Origin of the sequence: Flectobacillus sp. BAB-3569 (assembly GCF_002270355.1) — a bacterium.
Classification (GTDB): Bacteria; Bacteroidota; Bacteroidia; order Cytophagales; family Spirosomataceae; genus Flectobacillus; species Flectobacillus roseus.
The window spans coordinates 1-16,656 of the sequence record NZ_NJFZ01000014.1 but is presented as its reverse complement, the minus strand read 5'-3'; the positions used below and the strand labels follow the sequence as shown (position 1 = coordinate 16,656).

The 16,656-nt window shown below is 37.2% G+C and carries 14 protein-coding genes; 7 read left to right on the top strand and 7 right to left on the bottom strand.

Features of this window, described 5'->3' with window-relative positions; translation table 11 throughout:
- Window positions 1-2 precede the first annotated feature (2 nt).
- The 3 genes from BWI92_RS14030 (at window position 3) to BWI92_RS14020 (ending at window position 1,921) form a co-directional block, all read left to right on the top strand.
- Window positions 3-518 carry a YceI family protein gene (locus tag BWI92_RS14030; RefSeq protein WP_176464427.1) on the top strand — a complete coding sequence of 172 codons (516 nt, stop codon included), beginning with the start codon at window positions 3-5 and terminating at the stop codon, window positions 516-518.
- The gene (locus tag BWI92_RS14025) at window positions 515-1,021 is read left to right on the top strand and encodes a hypothetical protein (protein ID WP_095163889.1); all 507 of its coding nucleotides are present in this window, start codon (window positions 515-517) and stop codon (window positions 1,019-1,021) included. The genes BWI92_RS14030 and BWI92_RS14025 overlap by 4 nt, the downstream gene beginning before the upstream one ends.
- Before the next feature lie 174 nt (window positions 1,022-1,195).
- Window positions 1,196-1,921, top strand: coding sequence for an NRDE family protein (locus BWI92_RS14020; protein ID WP_095163888.1), 726 nt, complete (start codon window positions 1,196-1,198; stop codon window positions 1,919-1,921).
- A gap of 255 nt (window positions 1,922-2,176) precedes the next feature.
- On the opposite strand, the gene BWI92_RS14015 is transcribed toward BWI92_RS14020, so the two are convergent.
- The 4 genes from BWI92_RS14015 to BWI92_RS14000 are packed head-to-tail and all read right to left on the bottom strand — an operon-like array spanning window position 2,177 to window position 9,269.
- On the bottom strand, window positions 2,177-3,703 hold the full coding sequence (locus BWI92_RS14015; protein WP_176464426.1) for a RagB/SusD family nutrient uptake outer membrane protein: 1,527 nt from the start codon (window positions 3,701-3,703) through the stop codon (window positions 2,177-2,179).
- Between the two features lie 33 nt (window positions 3,704-3,736).
- Window positions 3,737-7,057, bottom strand: a complete 3,321-nt coding sequence (locus tag BWI92_RS14010; protein ID WP_095163887.1) for a TonB-dependent receptor — start codon at window positions 7,055-7,057, stop codon at window positions 3,737-3,739.
- Between the two features lie 31 nt (window positions 7,058-7,088).
- Window positions 7,089-7,982, bottom strand: a complete 894-nt coding sequence (locus BWI92_RS14005; protein ID WP_229363105.1) for a hypothetical protein — start codon at window positions 7,980-7,982, stop codon at window positions 7,089-7,091.
- A 27-nt stretch (window positions 7,983-8,009) separates the two neighbouring features.
- Window positions 8,010-9,269, bottom strand: a complete 1,260-nt coding sequence (locus BWI92_RS14000) for a YdcF family protein (RefSeq protein ID WP_095163885.1) — start codon at window positions 9,267-9,269, stop codon at window positions 8,010-8,012.
- A 324-nt stretch (window positions 9,270-9,593) separates the two neighbouring features.
- On the opposite strand from BWI92_RS14000, the gene BWI92_RS13995 reads away from it, so the two are divergent.
- The 3 genes from BWI92_RS13995 to BWI92_RS13985 all read left to right on the top strand — a co-directional run bounded on the left by BWI92_RS13995 (window position 9,594) and on the right by BWI92_RS13985 (window position 12,152).
- Window positions 9,594-10,145, top strand: coding sequence for a hypothetical protein (locus BWI92_RS13995; protein ID WP_141234783.1), 552 nt, complete (start codon window positions 9,594-9,596; stop codon window positions 10,143-10,145).
- Window positions 10,146-10,367: 222 nt separating this feature from the next.
- On the top strand, window positions 10,368-10,931 hold the full coding sequence (locus BWI92_RS13990) for a carboxymuconolactone decarboxylase family protein (protein ID WP_095163883.1): 564 nt from the start codon (window positions 10,368-10,370) through the stop codon (window positions 10,929-10,931).
- Window positions 10,932-10,976: 45 nt separating this feature from the next.
- Window positions 10,977-12,152 carry a DUF3179 domain-containing (seleno)protein gene (locus BWI92_RS13985; protein ID WP_095163882.1) on the top strand — a complete coding sequence of 392 codons (1,176 nt, stop codon included), beginning with the start codon at window positions 10,977-10,979 and terminating at the stop codon, window positions 12,150-12,152.
- Window positions 12,153-12,220: 68 nt separating this feature from the next.
- On the opposite strand, the gene BWI92_RS13980 is transcribed toward BWI92_RS13985, so the two are convergent.
- The gene (locus BWI92_RS13980; protein WP_095163881.1) at window positions 12,221-12,850 is read right to left on the bottom strand and encodes a DUF1080 domain-containing protein; all 630 of its coding nucleotides are present in this window, start codon (window positions 12,848-12,850) and stop codon (window positions 12,221-12,223) included.
- A gap of 451 nt (window positions 12,851-13,301) precedes the next feature.
- Between BWI92_RS13980 and BWI92_RS13970 the strand changes: the two genes are divergently transcribed.
- Window positions 13,302-14,585, top strand: coding sequence for an ATP-binding protein (locus BWI92_RS13970; RefSeq protein WP_095163879.1), 1,284 nt, complete (start codon window positions 13,302-13,304; stop codon window positions 14,583-14,585).
- Window positions 14,586-14,776: 191 nt separating this feature from the next.
- On the opposite strand, the gene BWI92_RS13965 is transcribed toward BWI92_RS13970, so the two are convergent.
- Both BWI92_RS13965 and BWI92_RS27325 read right to left on the bottom strand, forming a co-directional pair.
- Window positions 14,777-15,394 carry a pyridoxamine 5'-phosphate oxidase family protein gene (locus tag BWI92_RS13965; protein ID WP_095163878.1) on the bottom strand — a complete coding sequence of 206 codons (618 nt, stop codon included), beginning with the start codon at window positions 15,392-15,394 and terminating at the stop codon, window positions 14,777-14,779.
- A 47-nt stretch (window positions 15,395-15,441) separates the two neighbouring features.
- Window positions 15,442-15,618 carry a hypothetical protein gene (locus BWI92_RS27325; protein WP_176464425.1) on the bottom strand — a complete coding sequence of 59 codons (177 nt, stop codon included), beginning with the start codon at window positions 15,616-15,618 and terminating at the stop codon, window positions 15,442-15,444.
- Window positions 15,619-16,656 lie beyond the last annotated feature (1,038 nt).

Here is a 16,656-nt window from a genome sequence, read left to right as displayed (position 1 = left end):
GTATGTTGTTGCTACAACCACGTGTAACTTTTTCTCAAAATTGGAAAGTGGTTTCAAGCAGCATAACCTTTAAAATCAAGCATGCTTTTGGCTCAACTGCTGAGGGTAGCTTTAAAGGCTTGACAAGTTCGATATTTTTTGACACCAATCAATTACTAAAAACCAGTATGAATGCTAGTCTCGAAGCCCGAACAATAGACACAGGTTTGGGCTTACGTGACAAAACATTGCGAGGTGTCAAATATTTTGATGTAGAAAAATATCCGAAAATCGATATGACCTGTACTCAGGCAGAGCGGGGTGCTAAGGCCAATGAATACATCGGAACCTTTGAAGTGACGATGAGGAATAAAACCAAAAGCCTTAAAATTCCTTTTACCTTCATACAAACAGGCAATACAGGACTCTTTAAAGCTAGTTTTCAAATCAATCGTTTAGACTTTGGCATTGGAGAATCCAGTGCATTACTTGGTGATACTGTTACGATTTTTGTTACCCTAAACACCACCTCAATATGAGAAGCAAAGGCATTTCTTTAGAAATAATCGCTCAGTTAAAGGACTTGTTATCCACGATGGATACAGCACAATACACGCAACCATTGACCGTATTTAGCGGGAGTTCTGTAGGACAACATGTTCGTCACACTGTTGAGTTTTTCCAATGTTTCATACTAGGACTCGAAGATGATATAGTTGATTATGATGCAAGAAAAAGAGATTTCCTAATCGAAAATAGCTTGACGTATACACTTGACTGTTTAGACACCATTGTTCATAAAATTTCAAGTATTTCTGACGGTCAAAAGCCATTATTGATGGCCACCTATTACGATAACATTATTCCAGAAATGGTTATATCAAATGTACAACGAGAGTTAGTTTATTTGATTGAACATGCGATTCATCATTTTGCATTGTTACGTATAGGAATTCAAGAAAATTTTCCAGAAATATCTCTTGCATCGGATTTTGGAGTGGCATATTCAACAATTAAATACCGTGAAAGCATTTCAGCATAGATAACATATAGTAAGTCCAGCCTTTGTTGGAGTTTTTTCCAACAAACTCGCGTTAGCAAAAACCAACTAAATCATGATATCGAGACTTGACTTGTTGCTAACGCTATGCTCGGTGGTGATAACTCCAACGAGGGCTAAAACATTTTTTTACATTCACATTCTGCATGAACACATATGTGCGTACTGACTTATATTCCCACTGAAAATCAAGGATTTATATTGACATCAAATAGAGACGAAGCCGTCTCAAGAATATTGGCGGTTCCACCCAAAAAGTATCAGCTTGGGGGGCAATATGTATTTTTTCCAAAAGATCCCCAAGGAGACGGAACTTGGATAGGAAGTTGCGGGAATTTTACACTTTGTTTGCTGAATGGGGGCGTTGAAAAACATACCCCCAAACCTCCTTATCGACAAAGTCGTGGCAAAGTCATCCTTGATTTTTTTGAATATTATTCAGTTCAATTTTTTCTCCAATCCTACCGCTTCAATGGAATAGAACCTTTTACTTTAGTGATTATCGAAAGTCAAAAAGAACGAATTTTGCATGAAATCAAATGGACAGGCGAAGAGATATTGTATTGCGAAAGAGAATCAGACGTAGCACATATATGGTCATCTGTTACCCTTTATTCACCAGCAATAATTCAGCAAAGAGAAGATTGGTTTAAGGATTTTTTACAACAAAAACCTAATAAAGAATCGTTATTAGACTTTCATCATTTTGGAGGAAAAGGTCATGCAAAAAGTAATCTTAAAGTCAATTTTGAAAACCAATTAAAAACCGTTTCCATAACGCAATATACCATTACCAGAAATGAATTTACTATTCATTACGAAGATTTGATTCAAGAAAAAACGTATGACTATCGGGTTTTTATGGAACATGAAGTTGAATGATATTTCTACGGGATGGATTAGTGAGCCGTCGGCTTTCAGCTTTGGGCATTCAGCAAAATATTAGTCTCCTAGCCTTTGCTGGCGTTGTCTCCAACAAACTGACTCAATACACACTCATTGCTTACGTAGAATGATTGGAGAAAACTCCAACGATGGCAAAAAAAACATCTAGTCCGAGACTTAGTCTCGGACTAGATGTTTAGGCAAGGACTAAAGATCATTCACAATTCACCACTCACAATTCTACATTATCACTTAGTATCCTTTGTTTTGGTACATTTTTACTGGATCTAATTTATATTCATCAAATGGAATAGGGAAATAATAATCCTTTGTACCAAAGTTAGAAACTTTAGCTGTTCCATAATCTGATTGAGCTTTGGATTTCATATAGTTAACTAACTCATCAGCAGTGAAGAATCTCAATAAATCAAACCAACGGTGGTGTTCGAATGCCAACTCCACGCGACGCTCGTGCAAGATAGCCAATTTTAAGGTTGGGAATTTCTGACTATAAGTTGGGTCTAATTTCGAAACCTCATATGTTGGCAACTTCGCACGCTCACGCACTTGGTTGAGGTACATAATCGCATTAGCTTCTTCACCCAAATACAAACTTACTTCCGACAACATCAAAATCACATCAGCATAACGAATCAAAGGCCAGTCATTACCTCCAAAACCATTGGCACCAGCGGTCGAACTTACGTCTCTAAACTTAGTGATATACCAATCTTTTACGGTTGCATCGTTGGCATATTTGATAGAGAAATCTTTACGTAAATCGGTAGATTCGTATTCTTTAACTAGATCGGCTTTTACATTTCCTCCGACTCCATTATTAGGTTTCAAAGAATTTGTTGTTTCGCCCTTAGCTTGATTATTAGCCGCAATAGAAGATGAATATGAAGGGTCACCTTGTCTACTAACAATCTGGAAAATGATTTCTGGGTTTGTCGTCTTTTTAGCAACATCAAACACATCTGCATAAGGAATATCCTTCAATGAAGTAAATGCCTTCATGTTGTAAGCTGCCAACAAATAAGTTTTAGCATTTCCTAAATTTGCCCCACGATTGGCCTGATCTAAGGTCGTTGCCATAGTCAAATACACCTGACCAAGCAAAGCATTAGCAGCAGCTTTTGACACACGACCTTTGTCAGATGCAGGCTGGTGGTTAGGCAAGTTAGAATTTACAGCTTCTTTCAAATCGGCTACGATTTGATCATATACTTTTTCTTTCTTTTCACGGAAAGTGCTGTTTTTTACATCGGTTGTCGTATTTAATTGCTGAGTAACCAAAGGCACATCACCCCATTTACGAACCAAATGAAAATAGATTAAAGCACGAAGAAACTTCGCCTCAGCATTATAAATATCTCTATTAGCTGCTGTGGTGTATGTTACTTTATCAATATTAGAAATAACTTGATTGGCTCTAGCAACAGTCTGATAAAGTGCTAGCCAATGGCTTTTCAAATAAGTATTACTTGGTAAAATAGAGAAATCATTAAACTGAAATGGCTCTCCTGCATTTGATTGGTTGTCGTTACGACCAGCATCGTCTGAGCGTTCGTCGGTATATAAGCCGCTGTTTTCACCAATGTTATTTGAACTTCTCAAAGACTGGTATACACCATTGACCGCTTGTAAAACGTCGTTTTCGGTTTTAAAAAAGTCTGTAGCATTTACGGCATTCGGGTCGTTTTGTGTTACAAAATCGTCCGAACAAGCACTTAAGCTGAGCGCTACAAGTGCCAAAAGTGATATTTTCTTAATCATTTTTCTCTTTTTAAAATAGTTTTCTACAAAAGACTAGAAAGTCAACTTAGCTCCCAAAGTATAAGCTCTTACAAGCGGATACTTTCCGTAGTCAACCCCTGGCGTAAGATTTGCTCCGTTGTTATAGTCTACCTCTGGATTATAACCTCTGTAATTGGTCAATGTAAAAGCGTTGTCTACTGCTAGATAAATACGTGCGCCACTCAAGCCTTTTTGTCCTTTCAACCAATTGTCAGGAATCGTAAATCCTAAGGTCATGTTGGTACATCTCATAAATGAACCATCTTGTAAATAGAAGGTCGACAAACGAGTACTGTTACTTTGTGTACCCCCACGAGAAGCACGATAAATCATTCCATTGCCAGGCTCAGCTTCTGAGCGGTAACGATTCACAGCATCAGCATATTGGTTACCCGAACCTTCCATATTGAAAGTATAATAGTACTGGCCATCAAGCACTTGATTTCCATAAACTCCGTTGAAAGATGAAGTAAAGTCGAAGTTTTTATATGAAGCTGTAATCGCAAAACCGTAAGTAAACTTCGCATAAGGTGAACCAATAACTGTTTTATCCAAATCATTCACAACGCCATCGCCATTGGTATCTTCAAAATACAAATCGCCTGGTTTTAAAGAGTTACTCGAGGCTGTTGAACGAGCTGGCCCTTTGATTTTATACCCAGCAGTATAAGTCTGAGTTGCAGCATTATAGTTAGCGTTATCTTCTGCGATATTAGCCATATCAGCCTCGCGAACCATGCCTTTTACTTTGAATCCGTAGAACATCCCGATTGGTTGACCTTCCTGCGTAATATGTGTCAAATATGAACGTTCTGCTCCGTTGGTCAAAATGGTATTAGCTCCACCTAAATCCAGTACCTTATTACGGTTAAGCGAGAAGTTTCCAGAAAGATTCAAACGGAAATCTGAAGTTTGAACAACTCTTGCATCTAACTGTAAATCAATGCCTTGGTTTTGAACTTTAGAATTACGTAAGTTTGTTAAAATCGTTGATGTTCCTGATACCGCCGAAACTGGTTGGTTAAACAATAAGTCTGTTGACTGACTCAAATAATAGTTAGCCATCAAGAAAATACGGTTGTTGAGTAAACCCAAGTCTGCCCCGATATTGTATTGAGAAGTAGATTCCCAACCCAAGCTTTGGTCACGTAAGGCATTTGGATATACTGCCGAAGCTACAGTTCCAGTACCAAAAACAACACCTGTTGGACTTGACATAGTTTGAGCAAAACCATAGTTACCAATATTGTTGTTACCACTTAATCCCCAGCTAGCACGAAGCTTTAGACTTGTTTCAGGACCAAATTTTTCTGTAAAAAATGGCTCGCTTGAAAGCGCCCAGCTTGCAGATACTGAAGGGAAATTACCCCAACGGTTTAGTGGGCCAAAACGAGACGAAGCATCACGACGATAAGAAGCTGTTAAGAAATATTTTTCTTTGTAGTTATACGACAAACGAGCCAAGTAAGAAAGTAAAGTAGTGGTTGACTTACCAGTTGCACCATTCAAGGTAAAATTGGTTGCGTCAGCACCTTTACCAGTAATTTCTGGAATACGGTCATCTTGGAAACCTTTCGCTGTTACACTAATTACGTCAATGTCTACTTGTTGTGCCGAATACCCAGCCAATGCACCAATCGAATGCCCATCGAATTGCTTGTTAAAATTCAAAGTGTATTCTACCAACTTATCCATTTCGGAGCGTGTTTGTGCTACCGCATTGGCTGCTGCAATTGATTGTGCAGAACCTGGAGGGTTAGCACCGTTACTCAAAGTAGTTGGTAGGTAATACTCATATTTCTCATTGTAGGTCTGCAAACCAAGGTTAATTTTAGCCAACAAACTCGGTAAAATCTGGTACGAAGCATTACTACTAAAAGTACCTCTTACACCTTTTCTCGAAATCTTAGTTTCAGTCGCTAGCGCTACAGGGTTTTCAACTGATTGGTAGGCATAATTGGCAGAAAGACCCGCAGCTTCATTTTTTCTCAATGAACCATCATCGTTATACGCACGGAAAATTGGCATATAAATAAGCGCTCCCATGATAGGGCCTTGGTTGAAACGACCTTCTTGTACTTCACGGTTTTCGTTGGTTGTAATTGCCAAGTTGGCAGCTACACGTAACTTCGAGCTAACCTGTCCGTCTACGTTCGCACGGAAGTTGATACGGTCTTGTTTGGTACTTTTGATAATACCGGGCTGACTCAAATATCCACCGCTAATCGCATAACGAGTAGAACCATTACCTCCTGTAAATGATAAGTTATGACGCTGAACCATAGAAGTTTGGTAGAGCTCATCTTGCCAATCGGTGTTGTATTTTGGAGTAATCATTTTCTGATTAGCAAAATCATACAAATCTGGTGGTAAACTCACGGAAGAAGCATTTCCAACTTTAGCGACACGAGTTGCGTTGTCGTCAGAATACATGGCATCAGACCATGTTTTTCCAGAATTTAAGATTAAATCCTTGTACGTATTATTGTGCCCATCAATCAACAATTGCGTAAACTGCTCGGCATTGAGCAATTTTACCTTTTTGCTTAATTGATTAAGCCCATATTGCACATCATATTGAAATTGTCCTTTACCCTCTTTACCACGTTTTGTTGTAATCAATACTACCCCACCAGCAGCCCTTGAACCATAGATAGCAGCCGAAGCGGCATCCTTCAATATATCAATACTTTCAATATCATTAGGGTTGATAAAAAGGTCATTTCCTACTGGATAACCGTCCACCACATACAATGGATCTGAGCTGGCATTGATAGAACCTACTCCACGCACACGAATTTTTGTACTTACGTAAGGTGCGCCACTCACTTGTGAAATTTGTACCCCTGCTACTTTACCTACCAAAGCCTGACCAACGGTAGGCGTAGTAAGATTCAATTCTTTGGCTTTTACACTCGAAATAGCACCCGTTACATCACTCTTGCGCACGGTAGAGTAGCCAATCGCAACTACTTCTTGTAACTCTTGTGAGTTTTCTGCTAACTGAATCGTCAAGCTAGATGCCTTCCCAACAGTAACTAACTGACTATCAAAACCTACAAATGAAAAAACTAATACAGATCCTTCGGTAGTTTGGATGGTAAATCTACCTTTAGCATCAGTTACCGTTCCTTTTTTGGAAGTCTTGTCATACACGTTTACGCCAGCCAATGGCTCACCTTTGGACGTAGTTACGGTTCCAGTAACAGGATTTGCCATTTTGCCCAAGGTTGCCGACATTACGGATTGGGTTGGCATAACAGCTATCGAACCCGAAAGGCACAAACATAATAATGCCTTTAGGATAAGCTGTTTTTGTAAAATGTTTTGCATAAAAAATGGAATTAAATTTTGTTGTGATACATTACCATTGTAAGCGGATAAATGTAGTATTCATACGGCGTGAAGAGGTTACTGCAAAACCTTCGAGAAGGTTGTCAGAAAGGGTAAACCCTTCTAATTCATCGGCTTTGTCAATATCAATTGTTTTTAAAACCATCTGTTCTCCTGTTTCAATAGATTTTTCAAAATCCAAAAAACTAAAGCGCCAGCGTCGTCCTTCAATTTGATTCTGAATCAAAACCAGTATTTTCTTTTCGGGTATCCATAAAAGATTTTGTACAAAAGCTCCACACGAAAACTTTTTGTATAAAACTTCTTTGTCGGAAGTCTTTTTAGCTTTGGCCAGCGCTAACGGATTATATAAACGTACTTCGTTTTTACGATTACCATAATCAGCGGTAGCTACATACCACTGTTTTTTGTATTGTACATATTCGGGGCGAGTGCCTTGGATACAAGCATCATCATCGATTGTCGAAATAAGATTATTATCTAGCTTTCTAGTTTTTTGTAAACCTTTCCAATCAACTTGGTAAATAACAGCCTTCCATTGTGTCCCTTCAGGATTTAGGCGCACACTGTTGCCAATAAAAGTAGGCAGTCCTTTATGGTAGGCTATTCCTGTGGGATGCCCAATTACATCTTTTCCATCAATGCTCAAGGCTATTTCTTTGTGCTGATAATTCAATGAATCGCCAACACGTTTGTATTCACGAATCACCCCAATTTCGCGGTCACCATAAGCAAAGTACTGATTTCCAATACGACTGATTCCTTGTCCAGCACCCAATGAATCGAGGTTAAAGGTTTTTTCTGCCTGAATAGAAATCTCAGGTAATTGGCTTGCTCCCCACAAAAAAGACGTAGCCAACAATCCCATCATCAATGGGTATTTGATTAATATAGATAATTGCATAAAATAAAGATGAAGTGTTACGACCTATTACGGGTCCATTGGCTCCAATGAGTTAAGCATCATGGATTCAATTAATGGATAAAACTCGGCTTCGGTTTCAGAAATACGCTTTCCTTTACGATATGGCACATAGCCAAGTTCTTTTTCACAACGTTTATCCAAATTCAACTCATGGATATATTGACTTTGAGAAACCGACGTTGAAGTAATACAAGGTTTATCAGCAGGTATTCCGTATTGGAAAATCAAACGAGCCGTATTGCGCATATTGGTCGTAGTATGGCGAGCATGTGGTTCTACCAAAATGGCATTGGCAGGTACATGAAGCTTTTCGACCATATATTTTTTCATCTCAATGGCCTCATTATAAGGCGTTTTGTACGGATGTACTTTCCCACCAGATACAACAATGAGAGGCGCTTTTCCTTCAAAATATCTAACTGCTGCCACACGACAACGCATCATTCCTTCGGCACTCAAAGGCATATCCTTTATGTCAGGACCGGCACCAGGCACCAAAATCAGTGAATACGGATATTTGTTCCAAGCAATCGTTTTGAGTCGGTCAACCACAGGTTTGTTGACTCCACTCGCCATAGGTTCGTAGTCTGCGATTTGCTCTCTTTCGTTGATTTCCAAGGCAAATAACGCCGAAGTCAGTGTTGGTAAAAAGAACAGTTTTGAGCCATTCACCTTTGCCTGAACCGCACGGGTTAAGTCGCCCAACAGTTGATAATAACCTCTTTTGGTAATATCAAAAGCAATAGAATCTATCAAAGGATAGTTGGGTTTTTGACCTCCTAAATATACCCCTATTGTCCAGTTTACACCACGAGCATCTTGCATCCAAGCTTTTTGCAACACAGCATTAATTTCATGATTCTCAAATTTCCCATAAGCCAATGATGGTGCTAAAGACTGTTTTACCAGATTTTCTAACAAACTACCTTTAGTGCATAATTGCGATAAACGAAGCGATACAGTTTTAATTTCTTCTTCTGAAAATCGAAGTGATTCGATTAAGCAAGCGGGCTTTGAAGCGCAATTTTTGAGTGCTTCTGAAAGTTGTAAGTTTTTTTGAGCAGCCAGTTTTTGTAAGACTTCATCTTCTTCCAACTGTAAACGTAGCGATTTGGATTCCTCCAACAAAGTCAAGAATAAGTAGTTTTTGCGCTGAACCCAATTGGTCTCTTTCGTTTGACTACTTACTGGATTTATCGTTTGTTGTGCAAAAGCTGTTGAAAGCAATCCACACAAACAAAGGATTGTAAAAATAGTTTTTTTCATGATTTTTAACCGAACACCTCAAATTGTCGGTAGCATTTATAGAAAACGGATAACCTCTTTGCTCAAAGGCATCAAGTGTAATTCGAGGGCAAAAGTAATAGCAGCATTAGCCCAAGTCTGTCAAGTGAAAAACAAGTTTAGATTAAGAAATTATGAATATTATTATATGGAGAAAATATAAAATAAATTCAATTTTGAGCCAAACTGACTTTTGAAAGCAGAAAATCTTCACTCAAGGGGTTAATTTAATTTTAGCAATCTCAAAAATTGTATGAAATAAACATTTACTTTTGTTATAGAAAGAAATCCTCTAATACTTGTCCATTGAAAAAAGCCATCAGCATAACATTCTTGTGTTTGTTGCTATACAATATGTTTAGCACAGGTATTGTTTTGCTATGCTTTGACAAGTCGATTCAAAAAGCTACGCCAGTTACTCAAAATGATGAATGGCTAGAAATCAAAATGCCTATTGCTTTGCCCTACAGTAGCGATTTTGCCAATATTACTTCTCATGAAGGTTTAATTGAATATCAGGGTGAGTTTTACAATATTATCGAACAACGTTATTCAAACGATACGATTTATACCAAAATCAAGACCAATCATAAGGCTAAACAAAAGTATCAATCTATTTCTGAAGAACTTAGCCAACAATTTTCTGATAATCATTCAGAAAAAAGTTCGCCCTTAAAAAAGGCTTTAGATTTATGCAAGCACTTATCATCTAACTACTTACCTCAAAAAGTAGATCTGGAAAACAAATATCTTCATTTCATCGAAAGCAAAAAACAAAGTTTGTTCTACTACTCTTATCTATATGCTCATCTATATACCTCAGGTGTTTTTATGCCTCCCGAAATAGCTTCAGTTTAATACAAGTACTCGTGCAAAATTAGATTTAAGTTCTGTGCTTTAGGCACTAGGCAACAGGCAAAGAGTGTTAATTTTTTTTAAACCCATCGCCGAAAGCCGTCACCTGAAAGCCCAAAGCATAGTCTTATATTTTATTTTGCCCACTAATTACCTTCCTTACGTATTGTCATTTACGTTAGGCTGGAATTGCATTGCCCAATCATTTTTAACTGAAGTAAAACCATGTCATATATCACTTTACCCAATCCATCCTTGCCAGGTATTTCAGGGCTTTTGAACTATAATAAAACCACCGCACAACCTTTACTCAATCTTGCCGAGGTATTTTTGAGAGGCGAATCAACTCTTTCGAGTGGCGAAAGAGAGCTTATTGCTGCTCATGTATCTTATCTCAACAACTGTCACTTTTGTCATACTTCACATGCAGCAGCGGCAGTTGCGCATTTGAATTGTGATATTAGTGTCATGGACGACATCAAGAAAAACTTTGTTGAAACGCCCATTTCTCCAAAACTAAGGGCATTATTGGACATTGCAGGAAAAGTACAAAAAGGAGGTAAACAAGTTTTACCAGAAGATATTGCCATAGCCCGTGAAGCAGGTGCAAGCGACCGTGAACTGCATGATACCGTATTAATTTCCGCCGCTTTTTGTATGTTTAATAGATATGTAGACGGTTTAGGAACATGGGCACCTCAAGAGGCAAGTGCCTATCTCGACAGAGGACCGAGAATTAGAGACGAAGGATATGCTAATTTTGATCCAATTGCCTATATTAAGGGGTAGAACTCTTCTCAGACAAACTTATTAACCATTTATTATCAAGCTATTATGAGAGTACAACTCATTATCGGATTTTTAATTCTTTTTATCAGTGAAATACTGAAAGTATATTTTATCATGCCATTTCCTGGAAGTCAGCAGTCAGATACCATAGAATTGGCGTATTTTTTACATCAATACATTTGGTATTTACGCATTTTGGGGATTGTACTACTGGCATATCCTCTTTGGAAAAACTTTAAAATAGGCTCAAAACTTACCAAAATTATCCTTGGAGGGCTTACTTTTCTGTGGCTAGGAGTGGTTTATCTATTTAATTTTCAGTTAACTGCTGACCATATGTTTTATCAACCTAAAAATAAAATAATGGCAAGTGGAAGCGATAACAAAATTGCTAAAAATAAATTGATACTTGGCGTTGTTCATAACGGACAAGCCAAGGCCTATCCTATACAATTGATTGGTTATCATCACCAAGTAATAGATACCGTTGGGGGCACACCTATGATGATTACCTATTGCACCGTTTGTCGTACAGGACGTGTTTATTTGCCTTTTGTCAATGGCAAATATGAGCAATTTAGACTAGTAGGAATGGATCATTTCAATGCCATGTTCGAAGACCAAACAACAGGATCATGGTGGCAACAAGCTACAGGTGAGTCTATTACAGGAAAACTCAAAGGTAAAACACTTCGCTCTTTTCCATCCGAGCAGGTTAGTCTAGCCTCATGGCTAAGACAATATCCCAATTCCTTGATTATGCAAGCTGACAGCCTTTTTAAGGAAGAATATAGTGGTTTGAAAAACTATGATTCAGGCAAAGGGAAAAGTGAATTAACCACTCGAGATTCTCTTTCTTGGAAGCCCAAATCATGGGTTGTGGGCATGACACTTGGAAAGACTGCCAAAGCTTATGATTGGAATACATTGCTGCAAAAACGGATTATTTATGACACTGTCGAAAAGCATCATATCATAATCGTTTTAGAAAAAGATGGTAAAAGTTTTCATGCCTTCAAAAGCGAAAGCCCATTCGGGAAGCTCGATTTGGTTTTAAAAGACAACCAGTTGATTGATAGTCAATCAGATGCAGTGTGGGATATGGATGGGAAATGTATATCAGGAAAATACCAAGGCTCGTCTTTACCCAAAATACAAGCTTATCAGGAGTTTTGGCATTCGTGGAAGACCTTTCAACCCAATACTTTAGTGATGAAATAAGCATTATTCCTAGCAGGCGAATTGATTCGCCTGCTAGGAATGATAAGGCAACCTAAACAAATCGTCAATTATTTCAGCATCTTAATTCTAATATCTTTAAAATAAGCGACACTTTTGGGGTCATGACCTTGTAGTGCGATAGTACCTGAGCTAAGTCTTTTCTTTCCACGATCTTCTGGAAGCGTTTCAGGTTCGGTATAATCCACAGCAAGTTTATCATTGATTTTGATAATCACTCTTTTATCCTTCACAATAATATGGTATTCATACCACTCATCGTCTTTGGCTAAGTTTTCTTTTACATCATTTACACCGTACAAACTACCTGTTTTTCTCCAATCGGTATGTGTCTGATTTACTTGCACTTCATAACCTTTTTCAGGCCAACCAGAAGCTTGGTAACCTGTGTGAATAAAGATGCCAGAATTAGAACCAGGCAATGTTTTTGCCTTGATTTTTAGTTCAAAATTTTTGAAATCATGATTACCAACAGAGCCTTCGTAAAACAAGTGAGTGCGTTCCCCCGCCACTTTTATGGTGCCATCCTCGATAGAAAAAGTTTTAGGATTTTCTTCATTGACACGCCAGCCAGCAAAAGATTTTCCATCAAAAAGCGAGACCCAGCCTTTTTCTTTTTTCTGAGCAAAAGCCATTTGCACCGACACCAACAAGCAAATAATAAATGATAGTTTTTTCATGTGTATAGTTTTTATAGTCCTTTTGGGATAAGTTGTTTTTTTACAACGCTAAAGTACAAATACTATTTGGGTATCTCTATCAAAAATTGTGGTATGGGTGTCTGTGGGGTAAAAGAAAGAAGGTCTGTAAGACTCAATGAAAAGCCTATTTTGCTTTCAGAAAATCCTTAAAGTATCTTTCACCAACTGTTTCTTACCACGAGATATAGGAATTTGCGTTCCATCATTCAACAGCAAAAAATCTCCATATTCTTTGAGCCAACTTCTGATAAATGATTTCTTACTATTTGTCGGCCACAAGAAATATCCTAATCCTATCAAATCAAGTCATTCATTGTTGTGAATTTTTCCTAGAAACAAATGATTCTCAGTTTTTTATTCATAAAAATGTAATTTTATACACATTTTCATTGATAAAAATGTATTTTTACACAAATAATCAATTGAAAAAATGATAAGAAGCCTTTATAAAGATTTAATTTACTGGAAAAATTCAGCCAATAGAAAACCCCTTATTTTACAAGGAGCAAGACAAGTAGGTAAAACTTGGTTGATGAAAGACTTTGGAAAACAGGAATTTGAAAAAACTGTTTATCTAAACTTTGAAAGTAGCGAAAGACTAAAGAACTTATTTTTAGTAGATTTTGATATACAACGCATCATTACTACCATTGAAATTGAAGTAGGTTATAAGATTCAGGCAGACAAATGTTTACTCATTTTTGATGAAATTCAAGAAGCAGAAAAAGGACTTACTGCTTTAAAATACTTTTACGAACAAGCGCCAGAATATTTTATCATCGCTGCGGGTTCGCTTTTGGGCGTTTCTTTACAAAAAAGTACGTCTTTCCCTGTTGGAAAGGTAGATTTTTTACAAATGTATCCCATGAGCTTCGTTGAGTTTTTAGAGAATACGGGGCAACAATTGCTCTTGGCTCAACTTGAAGCTGAAAATTGGGCTATCATAGATTCTTTTCACGATAAACTTGTCGATTTACTGCGACGCTATTATTTCATAGGTGGAATGCCCGAAGCGGTTTCTAATTATATCCAGTTTCAAGATTTGTATCAAGTACGAGAAATCCAAAGCAAAATTTTGTTAGGCTATGAAAACGACTTTGCTAAGTACGCCCCAATCGAAACAGTACCAAGAATTCGGTTGGTTTGGAGCCATTTGATTAGTCAATTAGCCAAAGAAAATCGGAAATTTATTTATGGTCAAATCAAGAAAGGTTCGAGAGCAAAGAACTTTGAAACTGCAATCAGATGGCTTACGGATGCTGGCTTAGTCTTGAAAGTGAATATTGTTGAAAAGCCCAATATCCCACTAAGTGCATATTCTGATATTGATATTTTCAAATTGTTTTGTCTGGATGTGGGTTTGCTCAATGCCATGGCAGGTTTTTCTCCCAAAATATTGTTAGAGAAAAACAGCATATTGACAGAATTTAAAGGTGCTCTAACCGAGCAGTTTGTCGCACAACAATTGAAAATAAAACATGAAATTTATTATTGGTCTGCTCCAAATGCCACGGCTGAAATAGATTTTTTGATTCAAAAAGAGCAAACGATTATACCTATAGAAGTAAAAGCCGAAGAAAATCTTAAATCAAAAAGTCTGAAAGTCTTTGTCGACAAATTCCAAACACACCAGAACCTTCGATTTTCGATGAATAATCGCCGAGTACAAGACTGGATGACTAATATGCCTTTGTATTCGGTCAATAATTTGTAAGTAAAATGCTTTTGGGCTGTCAGCTATATGCAGTAGGCTGTAGGCATTTTACCATCGCTGAGCTCGTTGGAATTTTCTCCAACGAGCTCAGCGAGAGCAACAAGCCAAAGATTGAGGACATAAGTTAACCAGTTTGGATCTGTCGCTAATTTGTTGGAAATAACTTCAACAAGGACTCCTACGATTTCGTTTTACAAACCCAATTTTGCTTTCAACTCAGTAATTTCAGCTTCTAGGTTTTTGATATGCTCGTATTGTGGTTTCAAAGCTTCCTCTACTTCTTCTACTGTAAATCGAGGGGTAATATGTTGCGGACAGTTCCAATCAAAAGCTTCTATATTGAACACCATCATTCTTTCTGGTTGAAACTTATAATCTTCTAAATCAAGATTTTGTAATAGCACTGGATTATCTTTCAGTTCAACAATTTCTGCTTTGGCGTATAGTTTCAAGCGCCTTTTATTCGGATAATCGACCATAAATAAAGATACTTTGTTGTTCGTCGCGATATTCCCCACCGAAATGTATTGCATATTTCCTTTGAAGTCTATGAACCCTAGTCGATTTTCATCGAGTACTTTCAGAAAACCTTTAGGTCCACCACGATGCTGAATATAGGGAAAGCCATTTTCGCCAGAGGTTGCCATATAAAAGCTATCTATTTGAGCAATAAAGCTTTGCTCATGTCTACCAAGGCCCGAGTAAACTGTTTGGCTTTCCATTCGGGAATACGTTTTACGACTGCCATGCTTTTCTTGTAGCTTCTTAGCCGCAGCACTAAAGCCAATTTCTGCGAAATTCTTTGCCATGATTTCAACGAGTTTAATACTTCATTATAAGGATGCTTTTATTGATACTATTTTTTCTCTTTGTCTTCTGCTTCGTACTGTGCCAAAACTTTATCCCATAATGTATCTCCACATTCGTCTGGCATTACCACTTCTTGCTCATCATTGAGTTGTAGTAGTTTGGGCTGGATTGCTAATAAGGTGGCTAAGTCCAATTTTGCGGGTACTGATTTCTTGGTTTCCATGTTAGTATTTTTATTAAAGGTTTAAAATATATACAGACAAGTCTGTATATATAGGTCAATATAAAAAAGAGATTTAGTCTCTCTCCTTTTGGCTATGTAACAAAGGTAAGAATAATTTAGATAAAACATACAGACAAGTCTGTATGTTTTATCTAAATTATTTTTAAGAATAGACTGTCATCAAATCGTCCGTTTTCGGGTACAAGGTATTTCTCTGCTTTTTAGGGAAAAATGTTAAAATTATATTGTACCTATTTATTATATCTTTTTTAATATACCGTTTATAGTATTTTATAAGGTTTTTGGTACAGAAACTTGCAAAATAGCACAAGGCAATAAAATCTTTCAAAAAAAATCATATCTATATAATCTATAATATCTATAGATTATATATTTTTTAGAATTACAGAATTATATGAAAGCATTCATCTTTTCAATAGCAACGAGATTCATGGGGATACTTCCTCCCTTGGTTATCGCACTGGTTACTTTATTGAGTAATCCAAACCTTCACAAGAAGAAACAGCAAAGTATTGCTCAAAATCATCAAATGCTTTTTACAAAAAATAAATAATAGCTCTCCGCTACGAATTCATAGTTTATGATAATAGACTTTATCACGGTTTCAGAAGTATCATAAAAAAAGGCTTGAATTTTTTAGATTTGTAGTCGCAAAACCAAACAAACTAAAAAAGACGAGCCATGAACAAAATTAACACATTAACTACACTTAATCATTGAGAATACACACATTTATATTCAGTTTTTTGTCCTCTTATGGAGGAACGAGTTAGCAACTATACCCTCAAAGGGACTTTACGCAAGTATAAACAAGTTAAAGAATCTAAGTTAAGTAGCCTGTATGGGAATGAAGCCAAACTAAAGTTCATATTGCACTACTTAAAGCAAAACCCTAGTCAATCTTTTATGGCAGAGTATTCTGGGATATGCCAGTCAAAAGTAAGTGAATGGATCAAGTATCTCTTGGTGGTTTTACATGAAACCTTAGATCGTTTAAACTTTCTAGCTCAGCGTCAG

Bases quoted from the DNA above. Each gene is read 5' to 3' on its own strand.
- BWI92_RS14030 (WP_176464427.1), top strand. From the start codon at position 3: ATGTTGTTGCTACAACCACGTGTAACTTTTTCTCAAAATTGGAAAGTG.
- BWI92_RS14025 (WP_095163889.1), top strand. From the start codon at position 515: ATGAGAAGCAAAGGCATTTCTTTAGAAATAATCGCTCAGTTAAAGGAC.
- BWI92_RS14020 (WP_095163888.1), top strand. From the start codon at position 1,196: ATGTGCGTACTGACTTATATTCCCACTGAAAATCAAGGATTTATATTG.
- BWI92_RS14015 (WP_176464426.1), bottom strand. From the start codon at position 3,703: ATGATTAAGAAAATATCACTTTTGGCACTTGTAGCGCTCAGCTTAAGT.
- BWI92_RS14010 (WP_095163887.1), bottom strand. From the start codon at position 7,057: ATGCAAAACATTTTACAAAAACAGCTTATCCTAAAGGCATTATTATGT.
- BWI92_RS14005 (WP_229363105.1), bottom strand. From the start codon at position 7,982: ATGCAATTATCTATATTAATCAAATACCCATTGATGATGGGATTGTTG.
- BWI92_RS14000 (WP_095163885.1), bottom strand. From the start codon at position 9,269: ATGAAAAAAACTATTTTTACAATCCTTTGTTTGTGTGGATTGCTTTCA.
- BWI92_RS13990 (WP_095163883.1), top strand. From the start codon at position 10,368: ATGTCATATATCACTTTACCCAATCCATCCTTGCCAGGTATTTCAGGG.
- BWI92_RS13985 (WP_095163882.1), top strand. From the start codon at position 10,977: ATGAGAGTACAACTCATTATCGGATTTTTAATTCTTTTTATCAGTGAA.
- BWI92_RS13980 (WP_095163881.1), bottom strand. From the start codon at position 12,850: ATGAAAAAACTATCATTTATTATTTGCTTGTTGGTGTCGGTGCAAATG.
- BWI92_RS13970 (WP_095163879.1), top strand. From the start codon at position 13,302: ATGATAAGAAGCCTTTATAAAGATTTAATTTACTGGAAAAATTCAGCC.
- BWI92_RS13965 (WP_095163878.1), bottom strand. From the start codon at position 15,394: ATGGCAAAGAATTTCGCAGAAATTGGCTTTAGTGCTGCGGCTAAGAAG.
- BWI92_RS27325 (WP_176464425.1), bottom strand. From the start codon at position 15,618: ATGGAAACCAAGAAATCAGTACCCGCAAAATTGGACTTAGCCACCTTA.